This is a genomic window from Lacrimispora struthionigena (assembly GCF_048627165.1).
Taxonomy (GTDB): domain Bacteria; phylum Bacillota; class Clostridia; order Lachnospirales; family Lachnospiraceae; genus Lacrimispora.
In genome coordinates, this window is record NZ_JBMBWP010000002.1 from 3,199,950 (window position 1) to 3,212,822 (window position 12,873).

The 12,873-nt window shown below is 39.2% G+C and carries 17 protein-coding genes; all 17 read left to right on the forward strand.

The genetic code is table 11. The features are described from left to right. Nucleotides 1–5: 5 nt before the first annotated feature. The 17 genes from ACOAOT_RS24105 to ACOAOT_RS24185 all read left to right on the forward strand — a co-directional run bounded on the left by ACOAOT_RS24105 (nt 6) and on the right by ACOAOT_RS24185 (nt 12,809). Entirely contained in the window at nt 6–845 is an 840-nt protein-coding gene (locus tag ACOAOT_RS24105) for a GNAT family N-acetyltransferase (protein ID WP_420219262.1), read from the forward strand. 239 nt (nt 846–1,084) lie between these two features. Beyond that, nucleotides 1,085–1,852 (forward strand): GNAT family N-acetyltransferase, encoded by a 768-nt coding sequence (locus ACOAOT_RS24110; RefSeq protein WP_420219263.1) that lies wholly within the window; start codon nt 1,085–1,087, stop codon nt 1,850–1,852. 11 nt (nt 1,853–1,863) lie between these two features. Then, on the forward strand, nt 1,864–2,313 hold the full coding sequence (locus ACOAOT_RS24115) for a GNAT family N-acetyltransferase (RefSeq protein WP_420219264.1): 450 nt from the start codon (nt 1,864–1,866) through the stop codon (nt 2,311–2,313). Nucleotides 2,314–2,333: 20 nt separating this feature from the next. Next, nucleotides 2,334–2,834 carry a DsbA family oxidoreductase gene (locus ACOAOT_RS24120; protein WP_420219265.1) on the forward strand — a complete coding sequence of 167 codons (501 nt, stop codon included), beginning with the start codon at nt 2,334–2,336 and terminating at the stop codon, nt 2,832–2,834. 57 nt (nt 2,835–2,891) lie between these two features. After that, complete coding sequence (locus tag ACOAOT_RS24125; protein ID WP_420219266.1) at nt 2,892–3,479, forward strand: NAD(P)H-dependent oxidoreductase; 588 nt, start codon at nt 2,892–2,894, stop codon at nt 3,477–3,479. Between the two features lie 19 nt (nt 3,480–3,498). Then, a complete protein-coding gene (locus ACOAOT_RS24130; RefSeq protein WP_420219267.1) occupies nt 3,499–4,044 on the forward strand; it encodes a dTDP-4-dehydrorhamnose 3,5-epimerase family protein in 546 nt (181 codons plus the stop codon). A 95-nt stretch (nt 4,045–4,139) separates the two neighbouring features. Further along, nucleotides 4,140–4,640 (forward strand): GNAT family N-acetyltransferase, encoded by a 501-nt coding sequence (locus tag ACOAOT_RS24135; RefSeq protein WP_420219268.1) that lies wholly within the window; start codon nt 4,140–4,142, stop codon nt 4,638–4,640. Nucleotides 4,641–4,649: 9 nt separating this feature from the next. Continuing rightward, entirely contained in the window at nt 4,650–5,090 is a 441-nt protein-coding gene (locus tag ACOAOT_RS24140; RefSeq protein WP_420219269.1) for a GNAT family N-acetyltransferase, read from the forward strand. 91 nt (nt 5,091–5,181) lie between these two features. Then, nucleotides 5,182–6,072, forward strand: a complete 891-nt coding sequence (locus tag ACOAOT_RS24145; RefSeq protein ID WP_420219270.1) for a S66 peptidase family protein — start codon at nt 5,182–5,184, stop codon at nt 6,070–6,072. A gap of 43 nt (nt 6,073–6,115) precedes the next feature. Beyond that, nucleotides 6,116–6,574 carry a VOC family protein gene (locus ACOAOT_RS24150; protein WP_420219271.1) on the forward strand — a complete coding sequence of 153 codons (459 nt, stop codon included), beginning with the start codon at nt 6,116–6,118 and terminating at the stop codon, nt 6,572–6,574. 32 nt (nt 6,575–6,606) lie between these two features. Further along, nucleotides 6,607–7,074, forward strand: coding sequence for a SufBD protein (locus tag ACOAOT_RS24155; RefSeq protein ID WP_420219272.1), 468 nt, complete (start codon nt 6,607–6,609; stop codon nt 7,072–7,074). A 3-nt stretch (nt 7,075–7,077) separates the two neighbouring features. Then, nucleotides 7,078–7,926 carry a GNAT family N-acetyltransferase gene (locus tag ACOAOT_RS24160; protein ID WP_420219273.1) on the forward strand — a complete coding sequence of 283 codons (849 nt, stop codon included), beginning with the start codon at nt 7,078–7,080 and terminating at the stop codon, nt 7,924–7,926. Nucleotides 7,927–7,952: 26 nt separating this feature from the next. Continuing rightward, on the forward strand, nt 7,953–8,711 hold the full coding sequence (locus ACOAOT_RS24165) for a phosphotransferase enzyme family protein (protein WP_420219274.1): 759 nt from the start codon (nt 7,953–7,955) through the stop codon (nt 8,709–8,711). A gap of 1 nt (nt 8,712) precedes the next feature. Then, nucleotides 8,713–9,204, forward strand: coding sequence for a YcxB family protein (locus tag ACOAOT_RS24170; protein ID WP_420219275.1), 492 nt, complete (start codon nt 8,713–8,715; stop codon nt 9,202–9,204). Between the two features lie 185 nt (nt 9,205–9,389). After that, nucleotides 9,390–11,111 carry a methyl-accepting chemotaxis protein gene (locus ACOAOT_RS24175; RefSeq protein WP_420219276.1) on the forward strand — a complete coding sequence of 574 codons (1,722 nt, stop codon included), beginning with the start codon at nt 9,390–9,392 and terminating at the stop codon, nt 11,109–11,111. Between the two features lie 188 nt (nt 11,112–11,299). Continuing rightward, nucleotides 11,300–12,271 carry a phosphate acetyltransferase gene (pta, locus tag ACOAOT_RS24180; protein ID WP_420219277.1) on the forward strand — a complete coding sequence of 324 codons (972 nt, stop codon included), beginning with the start codon at nt 11,300–11,302 and terminating at the stop codon, nt 12,269–12,271. A 43-nt stretch (nt 12,272–12,314) separates the two neighbouring features. Then, a complete protein-coding gene (locus ACOAOT_RS24185; protein ID WP_420219278.1) occupies nt 12,315–12,809 on the forward strand; it encodes a pyridoxamine 5'-phosphate oxidase family protein in 495 nt (164 codons plus the stop codon). The last annotated feature ends 64 nt before the right edge of the window (nt 12,810–12,873 follow it).

The window sequence follows — 12,873 nt, forward strand, 5'->3', positions numbered from 1 at the left end:
GTACTATGGAGAATCATATAAAAATAATCGAAGCCATAAAAGAATACTGTCTCAGTCATCTTGGGGCCTATGAAGCCAGGCCATTTGGAGAGTATCCAATCTGCTACAAGGTTATGGGGAAAATATTCGCTCAGCTTAACCCACAGGAGAATTTTTATAAAATCACCTTAAAATGTGAACCGGAAAAAGCATATCTCTATCGTCAGCTCTACCCGGGGGTAATAGTGAGAGGATACCATTGCCCTCCCGTTCAACAGCCCCATTGGAATACCATTGATTTAGATGCATTTTCAGATCAGGAGTTTCTGTATCAGATGATTGATGAGGCATATGATTCTTTAATAAATAAGTTGAGTAAAAAGGCGAAAGATAAACTTAGCAATCTGTCAGAGATTGAATTTAAAGATACAGATGGGGAAGATCCTGATTTTGTGACGCTATGCACTAAACTGGACCAGGCCCTTGACGAAATAGTGGGAAAACAATATCAAAGAAGTAAGTATCACCAGTTCAATCAGAGAGACAGCATACATGATGTAATTGTGGCATACAACAATGGTGAACCAGTCGCATGCGGAGCATATAAACGGTTTGATGAAACTCATGTGGAGATAAAGCGTGTCTATGTGGATCCGTCACAACGTCATATGGGGCTGGGAGCGGAAGTAATCCGAAGATTAGAGGCAAAGGCCAGGATTAACGGTTACAGATGGTGCGTTCTGGAAACAGGGCGGCTGTTGGAAGCGGCACATATGATGTATAAAAAAGCAGGTTATCAGATTATACCCAATTATGGTCAGTATGCTGGGATGGAGGACTCCATTTGTATGGAGCATAAAATTTAATGGAAGTACTTGGACTGAAGAACTAAATGAATCAAATATTGATGGTGAAATACTGGATCTGATAATAAATGAATTTTCAGACTTAAACAAGCAGCTGCGTAAGGTTGTATTTATCGGATTAACGATGAAAATGAAACGGTATGTGAAGAAAAGAAGTGCACATACAAACTTCCTAATAATCTGTATGGATGATCTGGAAAAAGCAAAAGAGTGGCTGGTTAAGAAGTGAAGGGAATGTTATGAATAATAAAGAAATTATTGATATTGCCATGCAGCAATCAGCATTTGACAGTAATTGCATGATGGAGGATTTTAGAAGCAACGTAAATAAGGTAGTACTCTCTGAAAAAAGTTACAAGGCCAGAAAATATTTAAAACTTCCCTTTTTATGTGATTTAACATCCTATGGTAATAATATTGTTGCTTCTGCATCCAAAGAATTAATAAAGGAAGTGGAGTGGTACATAACTAAATATCAGGTTGAGCACTGTTTTGAAACACCCAATCTACATAGATTAATGGAAAGATTAAAGCCTTATAATCTGAATGTCTGTTTTATGGCAGAGTATTTTTTACCTGATATGGAAATATTAAAACCCCTACCCTGTCAATATGAAACTAAGGTTATGGAACCTGAGGATTTTGCAGAATACTATCTGCCGGAATGGAGCAATGCTTTATGCGAAAAACGGAAAGAACTTGATAGTCTGGCTGTAGGAGCATTTGATAACGGGAAACTGATTGGGCTTGCGGGAGCATCGGCGGATTGTGATACCATGTGGCAGATCGGTATTGATGTAATGCCGGAATATAGAAGACAGGGAATTGCTTCCAGTCTTACGAGCAGACTGGCGCTAGAAATATTGGGAAAAGGAATTGTTCCATTTTATTGCTGCGCATGGTCAAACCTGAAATCTGCCCGAAATGCCATAAAAAGTGGGTTTCGGCCGGCATGGGTACAGATCACGGCAAGAGAGGATAGTTATATTGCAGAAATGAATGAATAGAGAGGTAAAGAATGGTTATAAACATGGAGTTTTTAAAGGGTGAAGATATTTACCTTAAGCTGGATAAAAAGACGGCTGGAAATATCCGTAAACAATGGCTTCCTGCCTATCATTTTACAATCTGTGATATGCATGGAGACGAGGTAGGCGGTTGTGACTTGCGGATTGGATATAACAAAAATGCATATTATGGCGGCAATATCGGGTATCATATAAATGAGAATTACAGGGGACACCATTATGCGGGGAAAGCCTGTTTGTTACTGTTTCAGTTAGCAAAAAAACATAAGATGGATTATCTTATTATCACCTGCAATCCTGATAACCATGCTTCAAGGAAAACCTGCGAATACGCTGGTGGAATATTAGAAGAAATTGTGGAGATACCAGAGGATAATGATATGAGAAAAATCGGAGAAACGGAAAAATGTATCTATCGATTTAGTTTGCAAAATTATTAAGATTAGTGAGGTGACTTACAATGGAAAATGAATTACACATCTATTTCGATTACATCTGTCCGTACTGCCTGAGAGCGCATAACTACTTAAAGGAACTTATGCCGGAGTATCCGGATCAGACTATAGTCTGGCATCCTTGTGAATCTCATCCAAGACCAGAACGGTTTGGTCCCCATAGTGACCTGTGCATCCAGGGATACTTTTATGCACTTGAACATGGAGTTGATATTTTAGAATACCATGACCGTATGTATCAGGCGGTCTTTAAAGATCATGTAAATATTGAAGACATTGATATTCTGGGCGATTACGTCAGTGATCTGGTTGATGTTGCTAAATTTAAATCTTCATTAGAACAGGGAACGTACCTTGAGAAGCTGAAAGAATCCAATGAACTCGCGTTTGAGCATTCCGGTGTATGGGCGGTCCCTGCGTATAGGAAGGGAGATTTAAAATTGGATGCAGTTGAAAATGTGGGGGTTACCAAGGAGCAGATCCGGCATTTATTAAAACAATTCTAATAATGGGAGTTATAAAATGGAGTAAGTCTTCTGATAACCAGAACGGGGGTTAAAACGATGCAGGTGTTTGTTGTGTATTGCCATCCAAGTAAAAAAAGCTTTACTTATGATATGAAACGGGAGTTTTTAAAGGGGCTAAACGATGCAAATCACAAATTTATTGTTTCTGATCTGTATGAGATGAATTTTAATGAGGAAATGTCAGAAGATGAATATGAAAGAGAGGCCTATTATAATACTGAAACTCCGGTAGCTGACGACGTAATGGAAGAACAACGTAAAATTCAGCAATCTGATGCAATCGTATTCATTTACCCTGTTTTTTGGACGGAGGCTCCTGCAAAATTAGTAGGGTGGTTTGACCGTGTATGGACAAGTGGATTTGCATATAATCCAAATCCACAGATGAAAATCCTTAAAAAGGCATTATTTATGGTATCCGCAGGAAAAACATTGGAATCACTGGAAGAAACCGGAGAATCCAATGCAATGAGAATTGTAATGCTGGGTGATCGAATCAGAAATAGAGCTCTTAAAAAAGAAATGATTATATTTGATGGTACCACCCATTGGGATGAAGCAGGGCGAAATGAGCGAATAGCCGAACATCTGTTAAATGCGTATAAGGCAGGCTTAAATTTCTGACCAGGGGGATGGTGATTATATGAAAATTGAAAGCACAAAACTGAAAGAAGTTAAAATTATTGAATATGATTCTAAGTGTGATAACAGAGGATATTCATACTGTATTTATTGCAAAGAAGATCTGGAGCAGGCAGAAATAAATTTCGACTACATAGAAGAGCGGGTGTATTTTTCAGAAAAAGCTGGTACACTCTATGGCATCCATTTTCAGAATAATCCCAAATCCCAGGCAAAACTTTTGTATTGTATCAAAGGCAGAGGTATTGATTATGCAATTGATTTACGAAAGGGCTCTCCTACGTATTTACAGTGGGTTGGAGTGGAATTAAGTGCAGAAAATAAAAAGCAGATCTATATTCCAAAAGGCTTTGGCCATGTCTTTTTGTCTCTTGAAGATGGCACGATGAATGTAATGCGCTTTGATGAACCGTTTGATCAGCAGTTTTCTCGCCAGATTGCATATAACGATTCTGATATTGGAATTAAATATCCCATAGAAAATCCCATACTGGCACCTCACGACAGAAATGCCCAGATGTTAGCGGAGAGTGATTTGAATCTATAATGGAGCTCAATCCTGTTATACATATGGAATGGAAGAATTTTTTAAGATGGTGAAATAAACGGTGTCTTAATAAAAAAATTATGCTGGAGGCTGAAATGTTAATTACGTATCGAATCCCAACACTGTCTGATATAAAGAAAGTCAGTGAACAAATCATGCTGAGTTACGTGTCCGCATATGAAGGTTTAATGAATCCTGAATTTTTATCTACGTTGAAAGCAGATCACTGGGTACCTATTCTGCAGGAGAGTATCCAAAACGGGGACACTTGTCTCATTGCAGAATATGATGGAAATATTATTGGGAGTACAGTATTTGGAACTGCTGTGGTTGATGGAAAAACCTATGCCCTATGGCATGCATTTTATCTTTTACCCCAATATATCGGCATTGGAGTTGGCCACTTGTTTTATCAGAAAATTGAAGAAGAGATGGTGCGTCAAAAATGTATACGCTGCACATTGGAAGTATTATCATCCAATGATCGGGCTATCAAATTTTACATAAGTCATGGTTACAAAAAGTCAGAAACTTTTGAAGTGGAAGAAAATGACATGATATTACTATGCGATAAAATGACGAAGGACTTCAGGTAAGGAGGATTTATGGTACTGGAAATGAAGGAAAATGATTTGACCGTGAAAGATTATCAGAGGCTTAGAACATCTGTGGGCTGGAGTGTACTGCCGGAGCAGCAGATTGAGATGGCGTTAAAGAATTCAATAATTACCATAACTGTCAGAGATCAGGGACAGGTTGTAGGAATGTGCAGGCTTGTAGGAGATGGATGTTATATCTGTTATATCCAGGATCTGGTTATATTACCGGAATACCAGGGGAGTGGTATTGGTAAATCTATGATAGAAAGAGTGATTACCTATGTAAATCAGCAGGGCTTCCCAGACACAAATATAACACTGGCCCTATTTTCTGCAATAGGAAAAGAAGAATTTTATCAGAAGCAAGGGTTTCATATCCGGCCAAGTGACAACAGGGGCGCTGGAATGGAGATGATATTACCCATTCAACAGGATACAGAAGCATAGCTACATAACTGGCACATGAGGAAATAACAAAAATATTAGAGTAAAAATGTTAAAAGTAACTGCCGATTTCATCTAGTAGAGGACATGTGAAATGAATCCATCCAGATTAAAAAAAGGAGACACCATAGGAATTATTTCTCCCTGCCATACGGCAGAACGGGATCGTTATGTGCCATTTCTTGCAGGTATCAGAAATCTCGGATATCAGGTTAAAGAAGGAAGTAATTTATATAAAAACACATATGGTTATGCGGCAAGCGAGCAGGAAAGAGCGGATGATTTTAACAACATGGTTTTGGATCCACAAGTTAAAATGATATTGTTTGGCGGAGGCAATGTGGGGAATGAATTTCTTCCCGCTATTAATTTTCCGGCGGTTAAAGATAACCCAAAGATAATCTGCAGCTACAGCAATGGTACAACAATCTTAAATACGGTTTATGCCCAAACCGGTTTAACGGTTTATTATGGACAGTTTCCTGGTGTGTTTCAGAATTTGAGTCATTACGATTTCAAACAGTTTCAGACACATTTTACAGGTGAAACTCCATTCGAATTTGAGAAAAACAGTGAATGGTCAGCTATCAATGAAGGGGTATGTGAGGGAACTCTCATTGGAGGCTATACCACCCGTTTTGCCTGCTTAACCGGAAACAAGTATTTCTCTTTTGATAAGAAAAAAGAATATATTTTATTTCTGGAAAATTACGAAGCTTTCAATGAGCCGTCAAAAATCAGTGCTCATTTAGCACAGATTGAGCAGAGTGATATTATTGAGCATGTAACGGGGCTGCTTTTTGGACATTACTCTGAAAGCAGGAATGAAGAGCTGACAGATATTTTGAAGCGCTTTGGTAAGAAAAATAAAATACCGGTAATGTCTTGTGATGACTTTGGACACGGCAAAAATCATGGGATACTGCCAATCGGGACTCGAGCCAGAATGGATACTTATAAGAAAACGCTGGAATTTATAAAATAGATGACTATTTGTTTATGTCTGTCTAAAGGAAAGGATAATAACAATGTTTCGTTACGTACATACCAATATTATTGCCAATGACCCTGATAAACTGATTACATTTTACAAAGAAGTGTTCCACTGCAAAAGTATTGGCGAGGAGCGGGATTTAAAAGGGCAATGGCTGGATAAATTAACAGGTTTACATAATGCTCATATCACGGGAGAACACCTTCTGTTGCCAGGATATGGTGAGGATCATCCTACTCTGGAGATATTTTCCTATGACACTGTCAGAGATTCCGTAATAGGAGAAGTAAATCGACCTGGTTTTGCCCATATTGCATTTGAAGTTGATGATGTGGAAACCACCCTGGAATTAATGAAACGTGCCGGAGGCAGCCAGGTGGGAGAGCTGGTAACTGCAGATTATCCTAACGATACGGAAGCTGTCTTTGTTTATGCCAGAGATCCGGAAGGAAATATCATTGAGCTGCAGAGTTGGAGGCAGAAAAAGAACTGATTCTATTTTTCGGCAGAGAGGAGTTTATTAATATGAGTCAAATCATGGAACTGGTCTGTGGATTAAAAGATAACAATGATAAATATGCATACCAGTGTTTGAAAGAACTGGAGTCAGAAAGCTTAATTTCAGATGCAGTTTACCCATATTTTAATCTCTTTGCAGAGCTGTTAGACAGTACGAATTCCTATCATAGAAACAGGGGAATTCTATTAATTGCGGCGAACGCAAAATGGGACAGAGAAAACAAAATTGATGAAATTATTGATAAGCTCCTTAAGCATGTGGAAGATGAAAAACCAATTACGGCACGACAATGTATAAAGGCGATGCCATTAGTAGCTCAATATAAACCTGATCTGGCTGACGATATCATTCAGGCTTTGCGTAATGCAAATACCCAAATGTATAAGGGCAGTATGCAGCCACTGGTTTATAAAGATATAGCGGAAGCATTGAAACTTATAAACAATTATTATAATAAATCTGAAAGAGGATAGGAAATGCTACACTATGAATCGTTAATTCACGTGGGAAGAGAAGAGATATACCAGTCATTTTTAAATGCTTTTTCCGATTACCAGGTTCCTATGAATATGACTTTTCCTCAGTTTGAAAAAATGCTGAAGCGGAGAGGATTTGATCCCAATGTATCGGTAGGGGCTTTTGAAGGAGACACCCTGGTGGGATTTATTCTGAATGGCTGCAGAACATGGAATGGAAAGGCAACTGCATACGATGTGGGAACCGGAGTAGTACCGGATTTTAGAAAGCAGGGAATTACCAGTCGTATGCTCCAGACAGCAAGGCAAAACTTTGGTAAATCGGGAGTAGAACAATATGTCCTGGAAGTTCTGACAGCCAATACCTCTGCCGCCAATATTTACACTAAAAATGGATTCACAGTTGAACGAGAGTTTTTATGTTGCCAGATGGATGGGGAAAAAAACAGAACTGATCTGTTACATCAGACAGAACGGGTTATGGATCCGGATTGGGAATTGTTTCGTACGTTCTGGGATTACCAGCCTTCCTGGCAAAATTCCATACAATCTATAGCGGCGGTGCGGGAGTGCTTTAATGTTTCGGCTGTACGAATAAATAATTGTATTGTTGGTTACGGAATAATTGATAAAACAACTGGTGAAATTCCTCAGATTGCTGTAGATAAGAATTGGAGGAACAAGGGCATCGGCAGCAGCATACTGGCAGATTTAATGAATCAGACCATCTCAAATCAGATAAAGATACTGAACATTGATACCCGTTCGGAAGCAATGCTTCAGTTTATTACTGCTGCTGGCTTTCACAATACTGTAAATCAGTATGAGATGATACTGGAACTACAATAAAAAAGAAGAAAAACAGGAGAAGACCAATGAATCCAGGGGAAATAGTTGGTGTGGGTAACACTGCAACTGTATATGAGTGGGAAAACGGGAAAGTAGTGAAGCTTTTTCGTGAGGGATATCCTTATCAGGATGCAATACGGGAATATGAAAATGCCATGGCTGTTAATGATATGGATTTTCCCAAACCAAAAGCATATGAATTTATTTCATATGGAGGGAAACATGGTATTGTTTATGATAAGGTAACTGGGGAATCCCTGCTTGACTGGACCTTAAGAACCGGTAATCTGCAGGAATGTGCAATTCTTATGGCAAAAGCGCATGAGGCTATATTAAAACACGATATCAGAAATGTGCCGGATTATAAGGATTTTCTGATTCATCAGATTAAGAAAGCTTCCGTATCAAAGGAAGAACGGCTAAAAGCCCTTCATCTGGCTGAACAGCTGGAGGATGGGACAACTCTGTGCCATGGTGATTTCCACCCAGGCAATCTTATGCTGTCCCAGGGTAGCATATCTGTCATAGATTTTATGAATATCTGCAGGGGAAGCCGGCTCTATGATATTGCCAGAACCGTATATTTAATTGAATACACACCGGTACCAGCCGGTGCAGATAATCCGGAGGAGATAAGAACTCTCAAAGAAACACTGTCCCGGTTTTATATGGAACAAATGAATTTAACGAAAGATGATATAAAAGATTATCTGTCTGCCATCTCAGTTGCACGGATGGGCGAATGTCCAAAGGAGCAAGGGGAGGCGGGAAGAGAGGTGCAGTAAAATGAATATTCTATTTGAAAACAGATACCATACGGATGATAAAATGTTATCAGAATATGTACATAAGGTATTGTGTAAAAGAATTTATTTCATGGGAGCAGTGTTTGCTCCCATTGCGTTTATCATGACAGGAATTACAATGATGAAGAAGGATTACATATTCACAGCAGTTTTTGGAGTCTGTCTGTTTATCATTACTTTTACAATTCTGATTACACCCCCTTTAACCATAAGACAACTGAAAGAGAACAATAAGCGGTTGCTTAATGGTAAAGATTATGAAGCAGTAATACAGTTTGGAGATAATATAAAAATTCACCAGGGGACCTTTTCATTGACAATGGAATATAATCAGATTCTTAAAATATATGAACTAAAACATTCCTATGTCTTAATGTTTGCAAAAAGCAGTGGAATCATCTTGGATCCGGCTGGTTTCACAATAGGTGATTTTAATACATTTAAGGAATTTATCGGGGCGAAAATGGCTTGACAAAAACATTGTTGTTACAACGTTTAATAATTTAAATATTTATAAATAAAATTGTTATTGTTAATTAACGATCAAAAATATGGTAAATATTAAGAATTAAACACTTATAAGACCCGCATTTTTGTCGATATTATCCACAAGAGCTGAAGAAGTACCAGCTGACTAACATTGTGGAGGTAAAAGCTATGAACATTAAAAATCTAAAAGTGGCAAACAAATTATGGCTGATTATTTTTCCCGCGATCTTCGCACTCATATTTTTGCTGGTGTTTTTTATCTATCGATCGAATCAGATTATGGAAGATTCAAAAAAGGCTTTATACGATGAAGTTTTTGTCAGTACCGCTGAAATTTTAAATGCAGACCGTGATTTTTATCAGGCGGCCATTGCTCAAAAAGAGTTGTATTTAAACATGAATAAATTAACAGAGGAAGACAAAAACAAACTGATTGCTGATTATGAAGAAAATATCAAACAGGTTCAGGATCGTGTTACCTCCGCACTTGACAATGTAAAATCCAACGAAACACTTTACCGGAAGTTTCCCCATTCCACTGCAAACGTTACCTTAGAGCAGTTAAATAAAGCATTTCAGACAGATTTTCAAACATGGCTGAATGCATATGACATAAAAAACGGAACGGGAGATATGGAACTGTCCCAGTCCAGCTTTGCCAAGGCAAGGGAAAATATTAATCTGATGACAGAGCTGCTTGAGGATTATGCCAAAACCCGTTCTGCTGAAATTGAAAGCAGCGTAGCCCATAGTATACAGACATCGGTTGCTGCAATAGCAGCAGTTATTTTTATCATTGCTCTTTTTTCCATTCGAACCATACGTTATTTAAAGACAAATATCCAGTACATTACTGGAATCAGCAAGCGGATTGCCCAAGGGGAATTATCTCTTGAGTTAGATGAGAAAAGGATAACCAAAGATGAACTGGGGCAGCTGTGTGATGCAACCGGACAAACACTCCGGCAGCTGAATGAATATAATTCCTATATCAATGAGATTACACAGGTTCTGGACATTATGGCCGGAGGAGATATGAGAATTACACTGAGCCAGGAATACACAGGCAGGTTTTCCTCGATTAAAAATTCCCTGCTTCGGATTTCTTCCTCTCTGAATAAAACACTGACTACGATTGCGGATTCCTCCAGACATGTAGATTCCAGCTCCAGACAGATTTCTGATACAGCACAGTCACTGGCTCAAAGTACAACGGAGCAGGCAAGTTCTGTAGAAGAATTATCTGCTTCCATCGCAGATGTATCCCAACTGGTACATAAGAATGCTGCCAGTGTGGCAGAGGCCGCCGATTATATCGGAGAAACAGTTATGGATATTAAGGAAAGCAATGCTTCCATGAAGCAGATGCTGGGGTCTATGGAAGACATCGGTAATTCCTCCGGAGAAATCAATAAGATTATTGCAGTCATTAATGATATTGCATTCCAGACCAATATTCTTGCATTAAATGCTGCTGTGGAAGCAGCCAGAGCAGGCTCAGCAGGAAAAGGCTTTGCAGTGGTTGCAGATGAGGTCCGGAATCTGGCTACCAAATCGGCCACGGCAGCACAGCAGACCTCTTCTCTTATTGAAGATTCTATAAAAGCTGTATCGGACGGTTCTAAACTGGCAGAAAACACAGCAGCTGCTCTGGAACGGGTTTCCTTAAAAGCGTCTCAAATTAATGAGATTATACTGAAAATTAAAGAGGCATCCTCGGAACAGGCTATTTCTATTTCACAAATCAACCAGGGAATTGAACAGATCTCATCTGTTGTACAGACCAATGCTGCTACCGCAGAGGAAAGCGCAGCTTCCAGTGAAGAACTTTCCGGGCAGGCGGCTCTGTTATACAGCGAGGTGGTCAAATTTAAACTGGCGGATGCCTGATACCCTTCAATTAAAAAAAAGTAATAGAAGCCCGGACTGTTATTTTATGGTCCGGGCTGTATTGATTTTTAGACACAGGTTCTGTTGTTATATTTTACTGCTTAAGCTATAATGTTTTTATTAATAAACGTAATATAAAATGGGAATATGGAAAAACTGCATAAAAATAAGATACGGAGGTAGGAATTATGTTTGAACCAATGATTGACGCACTGAAAATGCAAAAAAGGCGGATCGTTTTTACAGAGGGTTCTGATCCAAGAATATTAGAAGCAGCCAATCGTCTGCATCACGAAGGAATACTCACTCCAATACTTTTGGGAAATCCGATTGAGATACAGAATGCTGCCACTGCGTGTAATTGGCCGGTGGATGAAATTGAGAAAATCGATCCTCAGAATTATAAGGAATTGGATGAAATGGTATCAAAAATGGCAGAATTAAGAAAGGGCAAGATGGACGAGGCGGCTTGCCGGGAAGCCCTGAAAAAGGCCAACTATTTTGGAACCATGCTGGTTAAGATGGGAAAAGCCGACTGCCTTTTAGGAGGAGCTACTTATTCTACTGCAGATACAGTAAGACCGGCTCTTCAGCTGATTAAAACTAGACCTGGCAGTAAAATCGTTTCCAGCTGTTTCATTTTATACAGAGAAACCAAGGAAGGAAATGAGATGTATGCCATGGGAGACTGTGCGATTAACCTGGATCCCAATGAGGAAGAGCTGGCAGAGATCGCTTGTGAAACAGCCCGGACAGCCAGGCGGTTTTCCATTGATCCGAAAGTTGCACTGCTTTCCTACAGTACACTGGGCTCAGGAAAGGGTGAGTCAGTTGATAAGGTGAGGAAGGCAGCTGAGAAATTAAAGGAATTGAATGTGGATTTCCCAGCAGACGGAGAACTACAGTTTGATGCGGCATTTTCCCCTGTTGTGGCAAAGACAAAAGCTCCAGGATCCGCAGTTGCAGGAAAAGCCAATGTCTTTATTTTCCCGGATATCAATGCCGGTAATATTGGTTATAAAATTGCACAGCGTTTAGGTGGATTTGAAGCGTTCGGACCAATTCTGCAGGGATTAAATGCGCCTATCAATGATCTTTCCAGAGGCTGTAATGCAGACGAAGTTTATAAAATGTCTATTATTACAGCAGCTCTTATATAACTTACAAACAGAGATTAAACGGCTATTGTGAAAGGAGTTTTACATGTTTAGAGAAATGAGGCGTAAAAATCAGGTAATGTCATCAGAAGAATGCATTCAGGTCTTAAATCGGGCAACATCAGGCGTGCTTGCTGTGTCAGGTGATGATGATTACCCTTATGCAGTTCCCCTGAGTTATATTTACCATAATAACAAAATCTACTTTCATGGAGCCAAAACAGGTCATAAATTGGATGGAATCATGAGGAATGAAAAAGTCTCTTTTTGTGTCATTGATCAGGATGAGATTGTGCAGGAAGAGTATACTTCCTATTTTCGCAGTGTCATAGCATTTGGTAAAGCACGGATTATGGAGGGAGAAGAGAAAAAAAGAGCGCTAGAAATTTTAACAGCAAGATACTCCCCTGATATCGAAGAATCCCAGCGTTCCCAGGCAGTGGATAAGGGACTGATGGGTGTCTGCATGATTGAGCTTGATATTGAACATATGAGTGGGAAAGAAGCATCAGGACTGGTTAAAGCAAAAAATAAAAATTAGGATTATATTGAAATAAGGCAGGTTCGAGAATATGGGAACCTGCCTATTTATGACATATTATATG

Excerpts from the sequence above, each read along its gene's own strand:
- ACOAOT_RS24105 (WP_420219262.1), top strand. The coding sequence starts at position 6 with ATGGAGAATCATATAAAAATAATCGAAGCCATAAAAGAATACTGTCTC.
- ACOAOT_RS24110 (WP_420219263.1), top strand. The coding sequence starts at position 1,085 with ATGAATAATAAAGAAATTATTGATATTGCCATGCAGCAATCAGCATTT.
- ACOAOT_RS24115 (WP_420219264.1), top strand. The coding sequence starts at position 1,864 with ATGGTTATAAACATGGAGTTTTTAAAGGGTGAAGATATTTACCTTAAG.
- ACOAOT_RS24120 (WP_420219265.1), top strand. The coding sequence starts at position 2,334 with ATGGAAAATGAATTACACATCTATTTCGATTACATCTGTCCGTACTGC.
- ACOAOT_RS24125 (WP_420219266.1), top strand. The coding sequence starts at position 2,892 with ATGCAGGTGTTTGTTGTGTATTGCCATCCAAGTAAAAAAAGCTTTACT.
- ACOAOT_RS24130 (WP_420219267.1), top strand. The coding sequence starts at position 3,499 with ATGAAAATTGAAAGCACAAAACTGAAAGAAGTTAAAATTATTGAATAT.
- ACOAOT_RS24135 (WP_420219268.1), top strand. The coding sequence starts at position 4,140 with ATGTTAATTACGTATCGAATCCCAACACTGTCTGATATAAAGAAAGTC.
- ACOAOT_RS24140 (WP_420219269.1), top strand. The coding sequence starts at position 4,650 with ATGGTACTGGAAATGAAGGAAAATGATTTGACCGTGAAAGATTATCAG.
- ACOAOT_RS24145 (WP_420219270.1), top strand. The coding sequence starts at position 5,182 with ATGAATCCATCCAGATTAAAAAAAGGAGACACCATAGGAATTATTTCT.
- ACOAOT_RS24150 (WP_420219271.1), top strand. The coding sequence starts at position 6,116 with ATGTTTCGTTACGTACATACCAATATTATTGCCAATGACCCTGATAAA.
- ACOAOT_RS24155 (WP_420219272.1), top strand. The coding sequence starts at position 6,607 with ATGAGTCAAATCATGGAACTGGTCTGTGGATTAAAAGATAACAATGAT.
- ACOAOT_RS24160 (WP_420219273.1), top strand. The coding sequence starts at position 7,078 with ATGCTACACTATGAATCGTTAATTCACGTGGGAAGAGAAGAGATATAC.
- ACOAOT_RS24165 (WP_420219274.1), top strand. The coding sequence starts at position 7,953 with ATGAATCCAGGGGAAATAGTTGGTGTGGGTAACACTGCAACTGTATAT.
- ACOAOT_RS24170 (WP_420219275.1), top strand. The coding sequence starts at position 8,713 with ATGAATATTCTATTTGAAAACAGATACCATACGGATGATAAAATGTTA.
- ACOAOT_RS24175 (WP_420219276.1), top strand. The coding sequence starts at position 9,390 with ATGAACATTAAAAATCTAAAAGTGGCAAACAAATTATGGCTGATTATT.
- pta (WP_420219277.1), top strand. The coding sequence starts at position 11,300 with ATGTTTGAACCAATGATTGACGCACTGAAAATGCAAAAAAGGCGGATC.
- ACOAOT_RS24185 (WP_420219278.1), top strand. The coding sequence starts at position 12,315 with ATGTTTAGAGAAATGAGGCGTAAAAATCAGGTAATGTCATCAGAAGAA.